12 protein-coding genes are annotated in these 15155 nt (G+C 52.3%); 8 read left to right on the forward strand and 4 right to left on the reverse strand.

Going from position 1 to position 15155, the window contains the following annotated elements; translation table 11 throughout:
• Positions 1–26: 26 nt before the first annotated feature.
• Together DK507_RS06595 and DK507_RS06600 are read right to left on the reverse strand one after the other, a co-directional pair.
• On the reverse strand, positions 27–2216 hold the full coding sequence (locus DK507_RS06595) for an AAA family ATPase (RefSeq protein WP_109355612.1): 2190 nt from the start codon (positions 2214–2216) through the stop codon (positions 27–29).
• A gap of 95 nt (positions 2217–2311) precedes the next feature.
• Complete coding sequence (locus DK507_RS06600; RefSeq protein ID WP_162558933.1) at positions 2312–3259, reverse strand: glycosyltransferase family 2 protein; 948 nt, start codon at positions 3257–3259, stop codon at positions 2312–2314.
• Positions 3260–3470: 211 nt separating this feature from the next.
• Here DK507_RS06600 and DK507_RS06605 point away from each other — a divergent pair, with 211 nt between their 5' ends.
• From DK507_RS06605 to DK507_RS06620, 4 genes are read left to right on the forward strand one after another with little or no spacing between them, the layout of a single operon-like run.
• On the forward strand, positions 3471–4223 hold the full coding sequence (locus DK507_RS06605; protein ID WP_162558934.1) for a glycosyltransferase family 25 protein: 753 nt from the start codon (positions 3471–3473) through the stop codon (positions 4221–4223).
• A gap of 18 nt (positions 4224–4241) precedes the next feature.
• On the forward strand, positions 4242–5750 hold the full coding sequence (locus DK507_RS06610) for a lipopolysaccharide biosynthesis protein (protein ID WP_162558935.1): 1509 nt from the start codon (positions 4242–4244) through the stop codon (positions 5748–5750).
• Entirely contained in the window at positions 5743–6744 is a 1002-nt protein-coding gene (locus DK507_RS06615) for a polysaccharide pyruvyl transferase family protein (protein ID WP_109355616.1), read from the forward strand. Before DK507_RS06610 ends, DK507_RS06615 begins: the two co-directional genes overlap by 8 nt.
• Positions 6741–7892: a glycosyltransferase family 4 protein gene (locus tag DK507_RS06620; protein ID WP_109355617.1), complete on the forward strand. Its 1152-nt coding sequence runs from the start codon at positions 6741–6743 to the stop codon at positions 7890–7892. The genes DK507_RS06615 and DK507_RS06620 overlap by 4 nt, the downstream gene beginning before the upstream one ends.
• Here the strand turns inward: DK507_RS06620 and DK507_RS18065 are convergent.
• Positions 7839–9233 (reverse strand): sugar transferase, encoded by a 1395-nt coding sequence (locus DK507_RS18065; protein ID WP_109355618.1) that lies wholly within the window; start codon positions 9231–9233, stop codon positions 7839–7841. The genes DK507_RS06620 and DK507_RS18065 overlap by 54 nt on opposite strands.
• 465 nt (positions 9234–9698) lie before the next feature.
• Here DK507_RS18065 and DK507_RS06630 point away from each other — a divergent pair, with 465 nt between their 5' ends.
• The gene (locus DK507_RS06630) at positions 9699–10289 is read left to right on the forward strand and encodes a serine O-acetyltransferase (RefSeq protein WP_254054279.1); all 591 of its coding nucleotides are present in this window, start codon (positions 9699–9701) and stop codon (positions 10287–10289) included.
• Here the strand turns inward: DK507_RS06630 and DK507_RS06635 are convergent.
• A complete protein-coding gene (locus tag DK507_RS06635; protein WP_109355619.1) occupies positions 10286–10873 on the reverse strand; it encodes a polysaccharide biosynthesis/export family protein in 588 nt (195 codons plus the stop codon). The genes DK507_RS06630 and DK507_RS06635 overlap by 4 nt on opposite strands.
• Before the next feature lie 481 nt (positions 10874–11354).
• On the opposite strand from DK507_RS06635, the gene DK507_RS06640 reads away from it, so the two are divergent.
• From DK507_RS06640 to DK507_RS06650, 3 genes are read left to right on the forward strand one after another with little or no spacing between them, the layout of a single operon-like run.
• Positions 11355–11705, forward strand: a complete 351-nt coding sequence (locus DK507_RS06640; RefSeq protein WP_162558936.1) for a MerC domain-containing protein — start codon at positions 11355–11357, stop codon at positions 11703–11705.
• A gap of 25 nt (positions 11706–11730) precedes the next feature.
• Complete coding sequence (locus DK507_RS06645) at positions 11731–13923, forward strand: TonB-dependent siderophore receptor (RefSeq protein ID WP_254054280.1); 2193 nt, start codon at positions 11731–11733, stop codon at positions 13921–13923.
• A gap of 39 nt (positions 13924–13962) precedes the next feature.
• Positions 13963–15123: a DUF1624 domain-containing protein gene (locus tag DK507_RS06650; RefSeq protein WP_109355621.1), complete on the forward strand. Its 1161-nt coding sequence runs from the start codon at positions 13963–13965 to the stop codon at positions 15121–15123.
• Positions 15124–15155 lie beyond the last annotated feature (32 nt).

A 15155-nucleotide genomic window follows, 5' to 3' on the forward strand; every position in this document is an offset into this window, starting at 1 on the left:
ACCAAGACTATGTGTCCCCAAGCCGCCTAAGCGTAATATTCCTTGTAGCGCTTGAAATAGAGGCCTGCGTCGCCAAAGCCCGTCCGCGCCTGTTCAATCACATCTACCCGGCTTAAAACGGCTCCAGACACGTTGGCACCGACATCATCCAGCTGATGCAGGGCAATTTCCGCCGCCTTGGCCGGAGTTTTCTTCCACTGGACCAGAAAGACCACCATGTCTGCGAGTGCTGCCAGCATGCGGGATTCTGCCACCGGCAGAACCGGCGCTGTATCCAGAACGACAAATTGGAACTGACCTCGCAATTCCTTGAGCAGGTCGGACATCGCCTCGGAACCCATGAGGTCAAACGGCGTGTCTTCATCAGGTTTTTGGCCAAGGAAATACACACCGCTATCTTTATCATGGACGACGGCCTGACTCAGCGCGGCTTCGCCGTTCAAAACATCCGTAAGTCCGTAGGTTATCGATTTGGCCAGGGAACGGGATGATGCCTGTCTGCGGGAATCGCAGTCCACCAAAAGTGTGCGGATGCCGGATCGGGCAGCGGCACCGGCCAGGCATATGGCGGAACTCGTCTTGCCTTCCCCGGGGAGCGCCGATGTCACCGAGATGATTTTTGTCTTATGGCGACCTGGCGCCATTGCCAACGTGGTTTTCAGCGCCCGAAAAGCTTCTGCAAAAGCCGATTTGGGATGATCGATCAAAAACTGCGGCGGCCATGGCTTTGGATCACCGGATTTTTTGACTTCCGGAAGTGAGCCGATTTCCGGGATAGACCCTAAAGCATTGATTTTCAGACGCTTCTCGACGGCTTCGGCGGTCCTTAGACCATTCTCAAGAAACTCCCGACCTGCGACAACAGCGGTCGAGGACGCGCCCGCGGCCACCAATGCAATGGTTATATATAATAACGGGTTCGGGGAGACCGGAAGAACTGGAATAGCAGCTCGTGATACCTCTTTAGCCCCGCTGCTTTCCGTGCCTTGACGCGCCACAGATTCTTTGTAGCGATCCAGAAAGCCCTGATACAATTCCCTAGCAGACGCAGCATTGCGTTCCAGCTCACTGAGCCGCACAGAGGCATCGCTGTCCACCGCCAAACGATTTTGCAGCCCTGCTATAGACGATGCAATGGACGAGGTGCGTCCACTTGCGGCACTGGCTTCGGTTTTCAGACTCGATACAATCCTCCCGACCTCGGCGGTGATTTGGGTGTCGATGTCAGCGAGCTGGCTTTGCGCCTTGATCAGGCTGGGGTGACGCTGTCCATAGCGCGTCGACAGGTTCGCAACTTCGGCGCTAGCGACCGAGCGCTGAGCCCGCAAAGCGCCTACTACTTCGGACTCGAGCGCGGCTCCCAGGCTTTCTCCGGACAAGCCTTGAGACATTTGCGCCCTAGCGGTCGACAAACGTGCATTGGCTGCGGCTTCGGCGGCTCGCGCTTCGGCCAGCTGTGTATTGAGAACCGATAGTTCTTGCTGTGTAATTGAGCTGACATCCGTGGCGGCGAATAGCCCTTCGTCAGAACGGTATCTTGCGACCTGCGCTTCGGCAGCCAATACTTCCCCGCGCAATTCTTCCAGCCTTGTTTCGAGCAGGTCTGCGCTCCGTTGGGTGGAGCCTTGCTCCCCCTCAACCCGGGTTAGCAGATATTCATCGATCGTAGCATTGGCGATGTTCGCGGCCATCTTTGGGTTTTCGGACTCATAACGAACGGCAATTGCGTAAGAAACACCTTCTCGCTGGACAGTTAGCGAGCCGCCCAAGATACGAATGGCCCGGTCGCGTGCTGCCTGTTGCTGCTCTGATGTCTGTGGTCCTTGGCCATTTGTCTTCAAAAGTGCAGGGTTAAACTCAGGCTCTTCTGTGAGTTTTAATGCATCGACCACCCGTCCAGCAATAAAAGGGGATTGCAATATCTCCACGGTGGTATCGACTGTGGAAGAGTCGGTTGTAAGCGCCGGTATATCGCTATTCACAGGAACCACTTCCTGGGTCTGTCGCTCGACAACCATGGTCGCTGTGGCAATATAGCTGGGTGTGGTCAGGAAATAGGCGGCGGCCGTTACGATCATAGCCAATGCCGACACTAGGATGACGGGAATGATATGCTTGCGAAAAGCGCGGCCGATAGCACGTAAATCTATGAGCTCATTACCTTCTTCGACAACAAACCTGTCGAGCGGAAGCGGTGTTTCCGACATTTTATTCATGGCCGTCAGCTCCAAACAAAACAGCCCCCTGCATTTATGCCCGTAACTTTTCCCCCAGTCTAAATCCCCCAGTCTAAATCCCCCAGTCTAAATCATCATGTTCCCTTGATTGCGCGGTAAATCTTGTGGCGCAATGTTGGCGGCATTAACCGTGCGGCCTCGATCATCAGGAAAAGTCCAAAACCTTCCGGCAAGCATAAATTGCGCGAGAATTGCGACGAGATTTCGCCGCCCTTGAAAGAAAAGCGCGCATAGAGGCCGATTTGCTGGTTGATCAGCTTGCGCAGCAATGTCCTTTCTTCCTCACTTGCCGTTGCCATCATTGCCCGGGCCGTGTTGACCAATATGGGGATGCTGTCGGGATTGGTGGTTTTGCTAACCTTGTTATCGGTATCGCGATGAAATTCAGCACTGACCTTTGGTACATAGGTAAAAGGCGCATGGGATAGAGCGCGTAGCCACATGTCCTTGTCACCGCCGCGTACTGCTTTTCCGGCTGGAAACGATCCTGCCCGGTGAAGCAGATCATGACGAAACGCGGCTGCGCTGGTCCAGATCGGGCACTCTCCACTTTGCACCCAGATATCAAGAGCCTCTCGAAAATCGGCGCTGCGCCCTGCAACGCTGGCAAGGGCATCCGTCATTTTGGAAGGTTTTCGATGGTCAGTAAAAACATGATCATAGCGTGTTGCAACACATCCAGCCTCCGGTGCTGCTTCAATCGCGGCTGCCATGTCTGCAAGATGAGACGGATGCCAGATATCGTCTGCATCAAGGAAAGCGATCCAATTGCCGTTGGCTTCGGCCATTCCCAAATTACGCGCTGCATATCCACCCGGTCCCGGTGTGTCCCGAAACAGTAGGCGAATACAAGGGTCAGTCATCTTTGAAAGGATTGCGGCGCTGCCATCGGTGGATGCATCATCGATGAGGATGATCTCGCTCGGTGGCCGTGTCTGTTGCAACGCGCTGGCTACGCTTGCGGTGACATGCCTGGCCTTGTTGTGGACCGGAATGACAACAGAGAATCTTGGATCAATCATTCTATCCCGTTTTTTGCAGTGCCGAAGATAATGTGTTGCTTGACATCGACGAATGGATTTTTCGCCTTGCCAGCAGCGCGATACAGGCATTTATAGAACCTAGCTCCTTCGTTGTGCAATGCAGTAAAGATCGTTCGGTCTGGGGATTCGAACGACCGAACCCGGACGACTTTTTAATCCGCATCTTCAAATGCCGGACAAAGGAACTTTAATGGCGCGTGGCTCGGTACGGACCAAGATTTTCGTCATAAGTATGCGCAACGCCGGTGAAAGGCGGCGGATATTTGCGGAAAGCGAGATACCGGATTCGATAGACTGGGCGTTTTTCGATGCCCTCGAAGTGTTGCATCCCGACCTTCATTACAATGAAGACCAGGCAATCATTGCCAAGGGTCGACCGCTGACCACTGGTGAGCGTGGCTGCTATTCGAGTCACTATGCACTGTGGAAGCAATTGGCGGACGATGACGTGGATCAATATGTCATTCTGGAAGATGATATTCTTGCTGACTGGAGTTTTATCAGGCCGCTGATTGTTGAAGATCATGCGGAAACTGGTCGTGATTACATCCGGCTCTATTACAAAAAACCTGCGCCTGCCCGGATATTGGAGAAAGATTTCATTTGCCGGACCACACGGCTAATTGAGATATCCGGATATTGCTTTGGGACCCAGGCTTACTTGCTCACTAAAAACGGAGCCAACCGGTTCCTCGCCCAAACCCGCGATGTGGTCCGACCGATTGACGATCAGATGGATCGGTCATGGATACATGGCATAGCTAATCTCTCGGTTTTCCCGTTTCCCGTACTGGAACGGTCGGTCCCCAGTGAGATCGGAATGTCCCGTTTCGATGCCTATAAAATTCCGGAACGATTGAGGCTCAAGCGCTTCATATCGCGGAACCGCGAGCGCGCCAGCTATCAATTGCGGGGCCGCCACCCTTTCCGATTTCAGCTCTAGCCAATGGGTGATCAGCGCATGACGGAAAAGAGCAGTGATTTTTCTGACAATGCTTCGGCATTGTTTGATGATTCACTACGCCAGAAAACAAAGAAATCTCTGGGTTGGACCGTGATCAAGGCGCTAAGCGATCAGGTCTTCTCGCTGGTGATATTCATCCTGCTGGCCCGGTTGCTGACCAAGGAAGAGATAGGCATCTTCGCTATGGTTTATGTCTTTTCGGAAATCGGCAGGATCATTGCGACTAGTGGTCTGATGCAGCTTATCGCGCGGGCGAAAAAGATCGATAACCTTCAGATTAACACGATTTTCTGGACGAATATGGGCATCGCGTTCGCTTATGTAGCGCTGATCTGGATTTGCGCGCCGCTGTTGGCGGATTTGCTGGACCAACCAGGATTGGTATGGCCACTGCAAATATTGTCGCTGGCACTGCCGATTAATGCGCTGGGCGCATCACATTTTGCGCTGCGCCTGCGCGAGTTTGGGCATAAAACTGTGGCGATGCGCTCAATTCTGGCCGGAATCATTGGTGGCAGTGCCGCTGTGGTGGCCGCGTTGTCGGGCTGGGGTATCTGGTCGCTGGTGCTGCAACGCTGCGTGGCGGAGACCGTGAGTACCGTTCTTGCCTGGGCTTCTTATCGCTGGGTACCGGGACTGAAGTTTGACTGGGTACAAGCGAAACGGAATTTTGCCTTTTCCAGTAACCTGACGATTGCACAGCTGATTTTTCTTATGCTTGTGCGGATACAGGATTTGCTGATTGGAGCCAGTCTAGGTGCGGCTGCCGTTGGTGTTTACCGCGTGGCATGGCGATCCACCGAAATGTTTGCCAATGCCGCGATACAGCCATTCTCGCAGGTTGGTTTACAAACCTATTCCCGGCTGCAGGATAATCCGGCCGCGATGCAAAAAGCCTATAAGGCAATGCTCGGCATCTGTTCCGCGTTGTCCTTTCCAGCCTTGGTCGGTTTTGGTGTTATCGCGCCTGATCTGGTGCCGCTCGTATTTGGCAGCAAATGGCAGGCGTCCGGCAATCTTGCCCAGATATTCGCTTTCATGGCGATACCCTATACGCTGAACTTCTTTGCATCCCCGGTCCTCTCTGCAGTGGGGAATACACATCGTCAGCGAACACTGGCGATTATTCAGCTGGTATCAACGTTGGTCCTTACTCTCTTGGCCTTGCCTTATGGATTGACCGCAGTTGCCATAGCCTATGTTGTTCGTTCTTATCTGACTTTGCCACTTCAGATGCATTTCCTGAAAGAAGCCTCCGGTATTGGCGCCAAGGCCAGTTTTGATGCGATTAAGGCGCCTTTTTTTGTGTCGACCATAATGGGGCTGTTGCTTTGGACCGGCTTGCAACTTTTCTCAGCTGGACAGCCTCTCTCATGGAAAGGGCTGTTTATCACCATAGCTGGTGCCGCTCTGTTTTACACTGCAGGCCTGCTCATGATTTCCGCAACTTATCGTCGTTTGGTCTCAGATTTTCTGCCTCTGAAGGAGCTTTCCCCCCATGCCTGAACAACTCACACTTTCAAACGATCCGGCTACAGCTACTCTGGATCACCTCCGACAGGAAATATCGGATAAGATCGAGCCGATGATTGATGAACTGCCTTATGCGTTGCTCGACTTCCCGGATCATTCCAACGTCGGTGACTCTGCCATCTGGCTGGGTGAAAAGCGCTTTTTTGAGAAGCATGCCCAATCACCATCTTATGTCAGTAGTTTGAAGTCCCATGTGTCCAATCAGATGGAGCAGGCAATTGGTGGTGGGACCATCTTCCTGCATGGTGGCGGGAATTTTGGCACCATCTGGAAATCACATCAGGATTTCCGGATAGATCTAATGGGCCGCTTCCCGGGCCAGAAAATCATACAGCTGCCGCAGTCTATCTACTTTGATAACTATGATGCCGTGGATGAAACAGCACGTGCCATCGAAAAACACGGTAGTTTCACACTGCTTGTGCGGGATCAAAGATCCTATGAATTTGCGCGGTGTCATTTCCAGTGTGAAGTCTCTCTATGCCCCGATATGGCGTTTTATATGGAGCCGTTGGAGCGGCAAGATCCTGTCCATGACTTCTACTACCTGATGCGCACCGATTTTGAACGATCAGTCATGGGTAAGGCCAGTCATCCAGATCACTCAGTCGAAATTGGCGATTGGCTGACCGAAGACAAGCTGCAGATGAAGATGGCCTCGGCGGCTTCCAAATTAATGGATTTTGGCCAAAGCCCTGATACCGCCCGAGCCATGAAATATGATCGTTTGGCGCAGAATCGGTTAAAACGCGGCATTGGTCTTTTGTCTTCTGGCCGTGTTGTTGTGACTGATCGCTTGCATGGGCATATCATGTCCACTTTGCTTGCGATCCCGCATGTCACGCTCGACAACAGCTACGGCAAGCTTCAGAATTTTGTCCAGGCCTGGACCTCGGACATTCCCTTCATGCGGACCGCGGACACGCTTGAAGAAGCACAGGACCTGGCGGAAGGGCTATTGTCATGAAGGTGGCGGTTACCGGGCTCCGTGGCATTCCAGATGTCATGGGTGGAGTGGAAACGCATTGCGAAGAAATGTTACCGCGCGTCAAAGCCATTCACCCGAACCTCGACATCACGGTCTTTGCGCGAGCGCCTTATGTCAGAAATCCCGAATATGATTTTCGGGGTGTCTCCGTTGTCAGCGTTTCGTCTCCTGTGTCGGTTTGGCAGGAGGCGATAGTTTCCACCTTCAACGCCATCATGGCAGCGCGGCGGGATGGTATGGATGTGATTCACATTCATGCGATAGGGCCAGCTCTGCTCACTCCACTGGCGCGGTTACTGGGCCTGAAGGTAGTCGTGACTCATCATGGTGAAGACTATAAGCGCGCTAAATGGGGCCGATTTCCACGCTTTGCGCTTAAGACGGGTGAACGGTTCGGTCTATGGTTTGCCAATCATGTGATCGCCGTATCCCCTTCGCTTACAAAGCGGCTGCAACAGTCTTTCCCAGGCGCGAGTAACCGTATTTCCTACATTCCCAACGGAGCCCCAGAACTTCCCGAGGTGCCCGGTGATGCTCTGTCGCGTTTCTCACTGGAGCGGGGCAAATATGTCCTCGCGGTTGCGCGGCTGGTGCCGGAAAAAGGGTTGCATGACCTTGTTAACGCACATGCTCAAATAGATGACGGTCGAAAACTGGTAATCGTCGGTGGTGCCGATCATGCCAGCAATTATTCAGCGTCGTTGCTCAAACTTGCCGATGAAAACATCATATTCACCGGCTTACAGGATCGCGGCACATTGCGGGAGCTTTATGAAAATGCCGATCTTTTTGTAATGCCCTCCTATCATGAGGGGCTACCCATCGCTGCGCTGGAGGCAGGATCCTGTTCCACACCAATGCTGCTCAGCGACATTCAACCCAATCTTGATATCGGTTTACCTGAAAGCGATTATTTCCCGGTCGGCAATACCGGTGCCCTGGCAAAAGCGTTGAGCCGACCGACCTATCTGTATCAGGTTGATGCAGCGGAATTTCGGCGGAAATTTGATTGGGACCAGATCGCAATGCAAACGTCATCCGTCTACCAAAAAATCATGGGAGGGCAGGGTGGTTCAAAAGCTGTTGCGATGGACAATCACACCAAAGGTGCGAGCCAAGATCAGTAGATCGAAACCCGGCGACCAACGCTGGATATATTCCAGATCTGATGCAAGCCGGTTTTCCAGATCCTCTTGCGTCATGGTCGCTCCCCGAAAACCACGCACCTGCGCCAAACCGGTGAGGCCGGGTACCGTCGCGTGACGCAGCCAGTAATTGCGGTCGATTTCCCAGAACAGTTTGCTGTCGGCTTTGGAACCCAAAGCATGAGGCCGTGGTCCGACAAGGCTCATCGTTCCGACCAGCACATTGAACAACTGTGGCAGTTCATCAATGCTGGTGGCACGAATGAAACGGCCGACGCGGGTGATCCGGTCATCATCGCGGTCCGTTGATCGGTCACCGTTCAAATCACACAAATCATCACGCATGCTACGAAATTTGTAGATGTGAAACAGTCGGTTGCCGTGGCCCAATCGTTTCTGTTTGAATAATATCGGGCCGGGGCTTTCGAGTTTGATCGCGATGGCTGTAATTATCATCAATGGCGCGAGGAAGAGAATAGCCAATGATACCAGAACCAGATCCATTCCACGTTTCAACCATAGTTGCGTACGGGTCAGTGGCTTCACCTGCGAAGGATTAAGCGGTAACTCACTGTATTTGGCCACCGGTGCAAACCGGTAATGGCGATGGACTTCGCCCGTCACGCCTGTGCTTTTCAGGACCAGAGCCCAATCGCAATGCCGCTCACCGGGGCAAGCGACTATCACGCGATCGATTGACTGGAATAGATTTCCCAACCGGTTCAGCATGACGGGATCGGAAACATCCGGGTTCAAACCAATATCCTTGGCGTGGATCACTTGCTTATCTCTGATCGGGCCGTGGGGAACGCCGTCTATGATAACCAGCTCGCTGACCGGATTTGTGCCTAGCATCCGCTTGGCGAAGGCATAGCATACGTAGCGGCCGCCGGTGATCAGCGCCGATGAAATCAGAAATCCGAAAGCCACAAAGGACGGATGATGGGACTTGAGTATCGACAATCCAAAAAGAACGAACAAGATAAGAGTCAATGTGGCAAATAGCGAAGCTATGCTGCGGATGGTCGCGCTTGTGTTCCGGTATAGAGCCCTTCTGCCATAGGCTTTATTATTCAGCGCTATGGCAAGAAAAATGGGGATCGACAAAATACCAAGTTTTAGCCCGGGCGATGCGAACGGCTGGTCTAACAACAAGGCATTGCTGATCAGAAAACCGATGAAAACCGCCAATGCATCAGTAAAAAACATGACCGAGTAAATTCCTATCCGCCGTGACCGCTTGGTCAGGATCGGGTTTTTCCGCGCTGCTATTTTTGTGGTTGTGAAAGACGCATTTTGAAGAGCGCGTAGATTGGCTGTCATCCGAGAACCCTTTCGCGATCATTTCAGCAATGCGGTGCGGCCAGTATATTTGAAACTATAAGGTTCAAAATCATGCTGCACCGCAACAACAAATATCATCATCACATCTCTACAATGCCACTCGGAACGCGTTTGATGGTATTTAATATACTGAAACGGGTTGAAAATATTCCCCTGAGAATTCTTCCTGAACAATATGTGCCATCCCCAAACTGGCTTGTCACGCTATGTTGATGGCGTGAGAGACGGGGTGTGTATTCAACACGATTAGATACCATATGGTCTAATGGCAGTTGCTCCGACTCGCATTTACCCCGACTTTAGATCAATCGAAGCTGATGCTGCATCGCAATAAAACGTCGCAAAGGAACAAAGGTTTTGAGTGAAGTACTGACGCGAAATACCAATATTGCAAGCAATCGAACGACCAACAGTCGGAGCCTTCGCCATACTTGGGCGCTTATATTGTCAGACCTATATCGCTATGCCGGGAACAAGCGTGCACGCTCTTTCCTCCGCCACTATTTCTTCACACCTGGGTTTAAATATTCTGTGATCATGCGTCTCTGCGGTTGCATGAAAAAGCGGGCTGTGATGCAATATACTTTATATCCTCCTTTCAAACTGCTGTTGCTGCGATATCGTTACAAATATGGCATCGCTATTCCAGAATATACCAGGATCGGTCCCGGATTTTTCATCAATCGGTTTGGCAATATCATGGTCAACGGCGATGCGATCATCGGTGCCAATTGCAATATCACCCATGGAGCTATGCTTGGGCAAATGAACCGGGGGCCGAAACAAGGCTCGCCCATATTGGGAGATGGCGTGTTTCTGGCGGCGGGATGCAAGGTTATCGGCAGAATATATATCGGTAATCGCGCTGCTGTCGGGGCTAATGCCGTTGTTACCAAAGACGTCCCTGATGACGCCGCAGTCGGCGGTATTCCGGCGAAGATATTGTCGATGAACGGATCTGAAGGTTACATCAACCGCCGGGTCGATAGCGATTGCCGCACCGGATATCAGCCGGATGGGCTGTCCAACCGCTAAAAGAAGCGCTCCGCAATCCGAATAGTGTCACCAGGGTAAATGCGCGTATTGCTGCCTAGCCTGATTTTCACCTCCCGGGGCTGGTCCGAACGCTTTAAAAATATCTGCTTTTGCTGTGCTCGATAGGTGAAGCCATCCGCTTTAGCGATCGCTGCCAATATGGTCATGTCAGGAACGTAGGGATATTCGCCGGGTTTGTTCACTTCGCCCAATATGTAGATGGGTCGATAATTTTTGACTTCAACGTTGACCTGGGGATTTAACACATAGCCGTCAGCGAGCGCTGCCGCTATACTTTTGCCGAGTGCGGCCGGCGTCAGACCTGCTGCTTTGATGTCCCCGACTAGCGGAAAGGACAGAACCCCATTTGCGCCGATATTAAACTCCCCGGTCAGTGTTTCCTCTCCATAAGTGACGACCTGGATTGTTTCGCCAGCCCGCAAAGGATAGGACACATCGATATCGGGTTGTTCAGCGGTCTCCACCGGAAAGGCGCCTGATGACGTGCAGCCTGCAACCAAAAGCGGTGCAACAATAATGATCCCGATATTTTTAAAGGCCATGTGTAGAAAACGACGTTTCATCCAATGTCACCTGTAATTCCGCAATAAGTCACTTGCCCCGCACAGTGTTTCGACTAGCTCGCTCCACCAATGGCTCAAGCATGAAGCGACAATCTGACAGACAAATTAGCTCAGTGGACGTTGTCATAGAGCTTCGCGAGGCATCTTTTAAAGACTTCCAAGACAGCATGTCACGGGATGGATTGCCCGATCGATGAGAATGATATCGGAATCAGTCGTTTCAGTTTCCCGCTCCATGCCGGTGCGTTTGGAAATAGTGTGATCAGCATCGGTTGAACAACGGACGATAGATTACACTCCGCAATAACCGCATTTACCCCAAGATGGTCGCCGGCCGCTTAAGCTCCTTTATCTAGAAAGCAGACGTTTCGTGACATCACTTTCACTTTCCGACGCTTCTTCTGAGGTCGAAGTGAAAACCCGGTTGACTCAAGAAGGTCAAATTAATAATGTAATATTATAACATAACATGGATTTCTCAATGCAATCTGCTTTCTACAAAGATGGCGCGGCCATCGCGCTTAGTGTTGCTTGTGTTGTGCATTGCGTTGTTTTGCCGGTCATAGCGATATCATCTCCCGTGTTAGCTGCGGTTGCGCAGGCAGAATGGCTCCATTGGATGATGACTTCACTTGCCCTTCTTACCACCATGAGTGTTGCGCTTTCTTCGCCATCGGCGCGTGTTCCAGTGTTTCTAGTTCCAGCAGGATCTGGAGCTGTTTTGATCACAAGTGCGCTTTTTGCAGAGCATTTCGGTTTCTCAGAGACACTACCAACCATCATCGGGGGCGGGCTTTTGGCCTCTGCTCATATCTACCGAATTTACAAATAATGATAATGCATACGGGGATCCTGTAATGACAGTTTTGAAAATTTCGGCATCGGCTTCGGCAATGGCGCTAACCTTGGCTATGGCAACGCCATCCCATGCCCAAGGCGATAATGAAAGCGGCGTAGAAGATTCCTCGCCTATTGTTGTGACCGGGCTTCGGCAGGCCTATCGCGGGGATTTTGAAGTGCTTGAAACGCCGCAAGCTGAACAAATTATCGACAATGAAACGCTTGTCGACTTCGGTGCCGAAGATCTGGTGAGTGCGCTGGACCTGTCTGCCTCAGTCGCTCGGCAAAATAATTTTGGCGGACTGTGGAATGCGTTTTCGGTCCGCGGTTTTTCCGGTGACATCAATCTACCGAGCGGCTTTCTCGTCAACGGTTTCAATGCCGGGCGCGGCTTTGGTGGTCCTCGTGATATTGCCGGCATCGAGTCCGTTGAAGTTCTAAAGGGACCCCGGTCAGCCCTTTTTGGACGAGGTGAGCCGGGGGGCACAGTCAACATAGTCACCAAGCGTCCTGAATTTGTAACCACGGGTTATATCCGCGGTACGATCGGAAGCTGGGAGCAATATCGTATTGAAGGCGATGTCCAGACAACGCTTGGTTCGAATGACCAACTGGGAATCCGTCTGGTCGGTTTTTTTGAAGATGCTGAAAGCTTTCGCGAAACGGTCGAAACAGAGCGCTTTGGCCTTTATCCTTCTCTAACCTGGAAGATCGGCGAGTATACCCGCGCGACCTATGAGCTGGAATATACAAGGCAAGATATCCCGTTCGATCGCGGTGTCGCTTTTACTGAAGAATTTGGTTTTACACCTCGCAGGACATTTGTGGGCGAACCCGGCGATGGACCGATCGAGACGGAGGTTCTTGGCCATCAATTCGAAATCCAGCACGATTTCTCGGACAATTGGAGCCTGCTTACCGGTATTGGTTTCCGGGAGACCTCGCTGGTCGGCAACGCATCAGAAACAAATTTCGAGGGTCGTCAGACCTTGTTCGAGGACGGACGTACCCTTTCCCGGTTCTTCCGTTTTCGCGACTTCGATTCCGAATATCTTGTCCTTCGTGCAGAGATCGCGGGCGAATTTAACACCGGTTCCCTGCGCCACCGGATATTGGTCGGTGCGGATTACGACCGTTTCGACAACAGCCTGTTTATCCAGCGCTTTCGCCCCGGGTTTTTCCCTACAGGTACCGACATCAGCACGCTGGACCCTGCCGAATATCTGTTCCTTGACGTGTTTGATCCGATCTATGGACAGTTCCCACAACCTGTGCCGGGACCGAATACCGATCGCGAAGAGGTGCTCAAAGGGTTCGGTTTTTACTTCCAGGACCAGATGGATATCACCGATCGTCTGCAAATCCGTTTGGGTGGGCGGTTTGATGATTTCAAACAGGACCTGACCAATTTGCGCGCCACACCAGCGACCACCATAACGACCTCGGATACCCGTTTTTCTCCGCAGGTCGGGGCAGTGTACCAGGTTGATGACGGGATCAGCATCTACGCGTCCTATGGTGAAGGCTTCCGCCAACAAACCGGTTCCGACTTCCTGGGCAACCAGTTCGACCCGAACATCACCGAATCTGCTGAAATCGGGATCAAGGCGGACCTGGGAACCTATTTCAACGGGGTTAATGGCGCCGTCACGCTCACCGCCTTTCAGGTCGATCAAAGCAATATTCTGGTGAATGATGATCGGCCGGAGGCAGTGGCGGCGGGATTCTTCTCTATCCCGGCCGGTGAGGCACGCAGCCGCGGCATTGAGTTCGATGCCAATCTGGCTTTTGACAGCGGTCTGAGTATTTGGTTCTCTTACGCTCATACCGACGCGGAGTTTACCAATAGCAACCCCGATGCGGACTTTGGCGCGCTGATCGAAGATGGCGACCCGCTGATCAACTCGCCGGACCATCAGCTGAGCCTTCTGGTCAGTCAGTCCTTCAACATAGCCGATGTCCCAGCACAATTGGGCGGCGGTGTGTTGCATGTCGGTGAACGGCTTGGCTGGACAGGTTTTGATTTCTTCTTGCCTGACTACACTACCGTCCGCTTGTTCGGGAAAGTGGAGCCTGTCGAGGGTCTCGCGCTTCGTTTCGATGTCGATAACCTGTTCAATGAGACGTTCTACACCAACTCCTTTGCCGATGTTTGGGTCCAACCGGGCGCACCGCGCCGGTTCCGTTTCACGGCATCCTATTCATTTTAGTCCGGAGGACCAGACGAGAGTCGTTTAGCATAGAGAACCATGACCAACGAAAACATGCCAGCATCACGCATTGCCTCTATCGATACCATGCGGGGCCTCGTTATCATGCTGATGATGCTCGATCATGTGCGCGAGCGGTTTTTCATGCATGTCCGCACAGGTGACCCGATCGCTGACACGATAGAGCCGGATCTGTTCTTCACGCGCATGCTCACGCATTTGTGCGCGCCGGTTTTCATTTTCCTCGCCGGCATGTCCGCTTGGCTTTACGCCCATCCGCGAGACGGAGAATATCGGTCGCCGTCCATGTTCCTGTTCAAGCGCGGTCTTGTCATTATTGCGATCGAAATAGTGCTTTACTACCTTGTCTGGGCAGACAGCTTTCCAAACTTTCTTTTTCTGCAAGTGCTTTGGGCGATTGGGCTTTGCATGGTTGCGCTATCCATCGCCAGCCGATTGAATTACTGGGTCATCGGTGCCTTGGGGTTCCTCATCGTGCTGGGCCACAATATTCTGGTGCCGATCAACTTCGAGCCCGGTGAATTAGGATATATCCCATGGGCCATTCTGCACGATGGCGGTGAACTGGGGAAGATCGGCCCTCTGACGATAAACTTGTCTTATCCCAGCCTGCCATGGTTTGGTGTTATTCTTTTGGGCTATTTTGCCGGTCCGCTCTTCGCAAAGTCCATGTCTGTCGTGAGGCGGCGGCAATGGCTCATCGGCCTCGGCGCATCGTGTCTTGCTCTTCTGTTGGTCCTGCGCGGGTTCAACATCTACGGGGAGACGATCCCCTGGACGAGACAAGAGACGGGAATTGAGACAGTGATGTCGTTCATCAACTTCACCAAATATCCGCCGTCGCTCGACTACATATTGCTCACGCTGGGCCTAGGCCTGCTGATGCTCGCCTGGCTTGAGATGGTGAAAAAGCAAAACTGGTTGCTGGACCTGATGCAGACATTCGGGTCCATTCCGATGTTCATCTATGTTCTGCATCTCTATGTTTTACTGGCCGCCTATTGGATCCTCTATGCGATATTCGGCGCAACGCAAGGTGAGCGCTATGGTCTGGACAGCGTTCTGTGGATCTGGGTTGGTATGTTCCTGCTAGTCGCGGTGCACTACCCGATCGCAAAGGTCTTTGCTGACTACAAGCACCGTGAAAAGCGCAACAAGCCATGGCTCAGCTATTTCTAATGGCGCTCTCCCTCCAGCCAGCATGCCCCCAA

This window comes from Sphingorhabdus sp. EL138, assembly GCF_900258045.1.
Lineage (GTDB): Bacteria > Pseudomonadota > Alphaproteobacteria > Sphingomonadales > Sphingomonadaceae > Parasphingorhabdus.

Excerpts from the sequence above, each read along its gene's own strand:
- DK507_RS06640 (WP_162558936.1), top strand. The coding sequence starts at position 11,355 with ATGCAATCTGCTTTCTACAAAGATGGCGCGGCCATCGCGCTTAGTGTT.
- DK507_RS18065 (WP_109355618.1), bottom strand. The coding sequence starts at position 9,233 with ATGACAGCCAATCTACGCGCTCTTCAAAATGCGTCTTTCACAACCACA.
- DK507_RS06645 (WP_254054280.1), top strand. The coding sequence starts at position 11,731 with ATGACAGTTTTGAAAATTTCGGCATCGGCTTCGGCAATGGCGCTAACC.
- DK507_RS06600 (WP_162558933.1), bottom strand. The coding sequence starts at position 3,259 with ATGATTGATCCAAGATTCTCTGTTGTCATTCCGGTCCACAACAAGGCC.
- DK507_RS06595 (WP_109355612.1), bottom strand. The coding sequence starts at position 2,216 with ATGAATAAAATGTCGGAAACACCGCTTCCGCTCGACAGGTTTGTTGTC.
- DK507_RS06635 (WP_109355619.1), bottom strand. The coding sequence starts at position 10,873 with ATGAAACGTCGTTTTCTACACATGGCCTTTAAAAATATCGGGATCATT.
- DK507_RS06620 (WP_109355617.1), top strand. The coding sequence starts at position 6,741 with ATGAAGGTGGCGGTTACCGGGCTCCGTGGCATTCCAGATGTCATGGGT.
- DK507_RS06650 (WP_109355621.1), top strand. The coding sequence starts at position 13,963 with ATGACCAACGAAAACATGCCAGCATCACGCATTGCCTCTATCGATACC.
- DK507_RS06605 (WP_162558934.1), top strand. The coding sequence starts at position 3,471 with ATGGCGCGTGGCTCGGTACGGACCAAGATTTTCGTCATAAGTATGCGC.
- DK507_RS06615 (WP_109355616.1), top strand. The coding sequence starts at position 5,743 with ATGCCTGAACAACTCACACTTTCAAACGATCCGGCTACAGCTACTCTG.
- DK507_RS06610 (WP_162558935.1), top strand. The coding sequence starts at position 4,242 with ATGACGGAAAAGAGCAGTGATTTTTCTGACAATGCTTCGGCATTGTTT.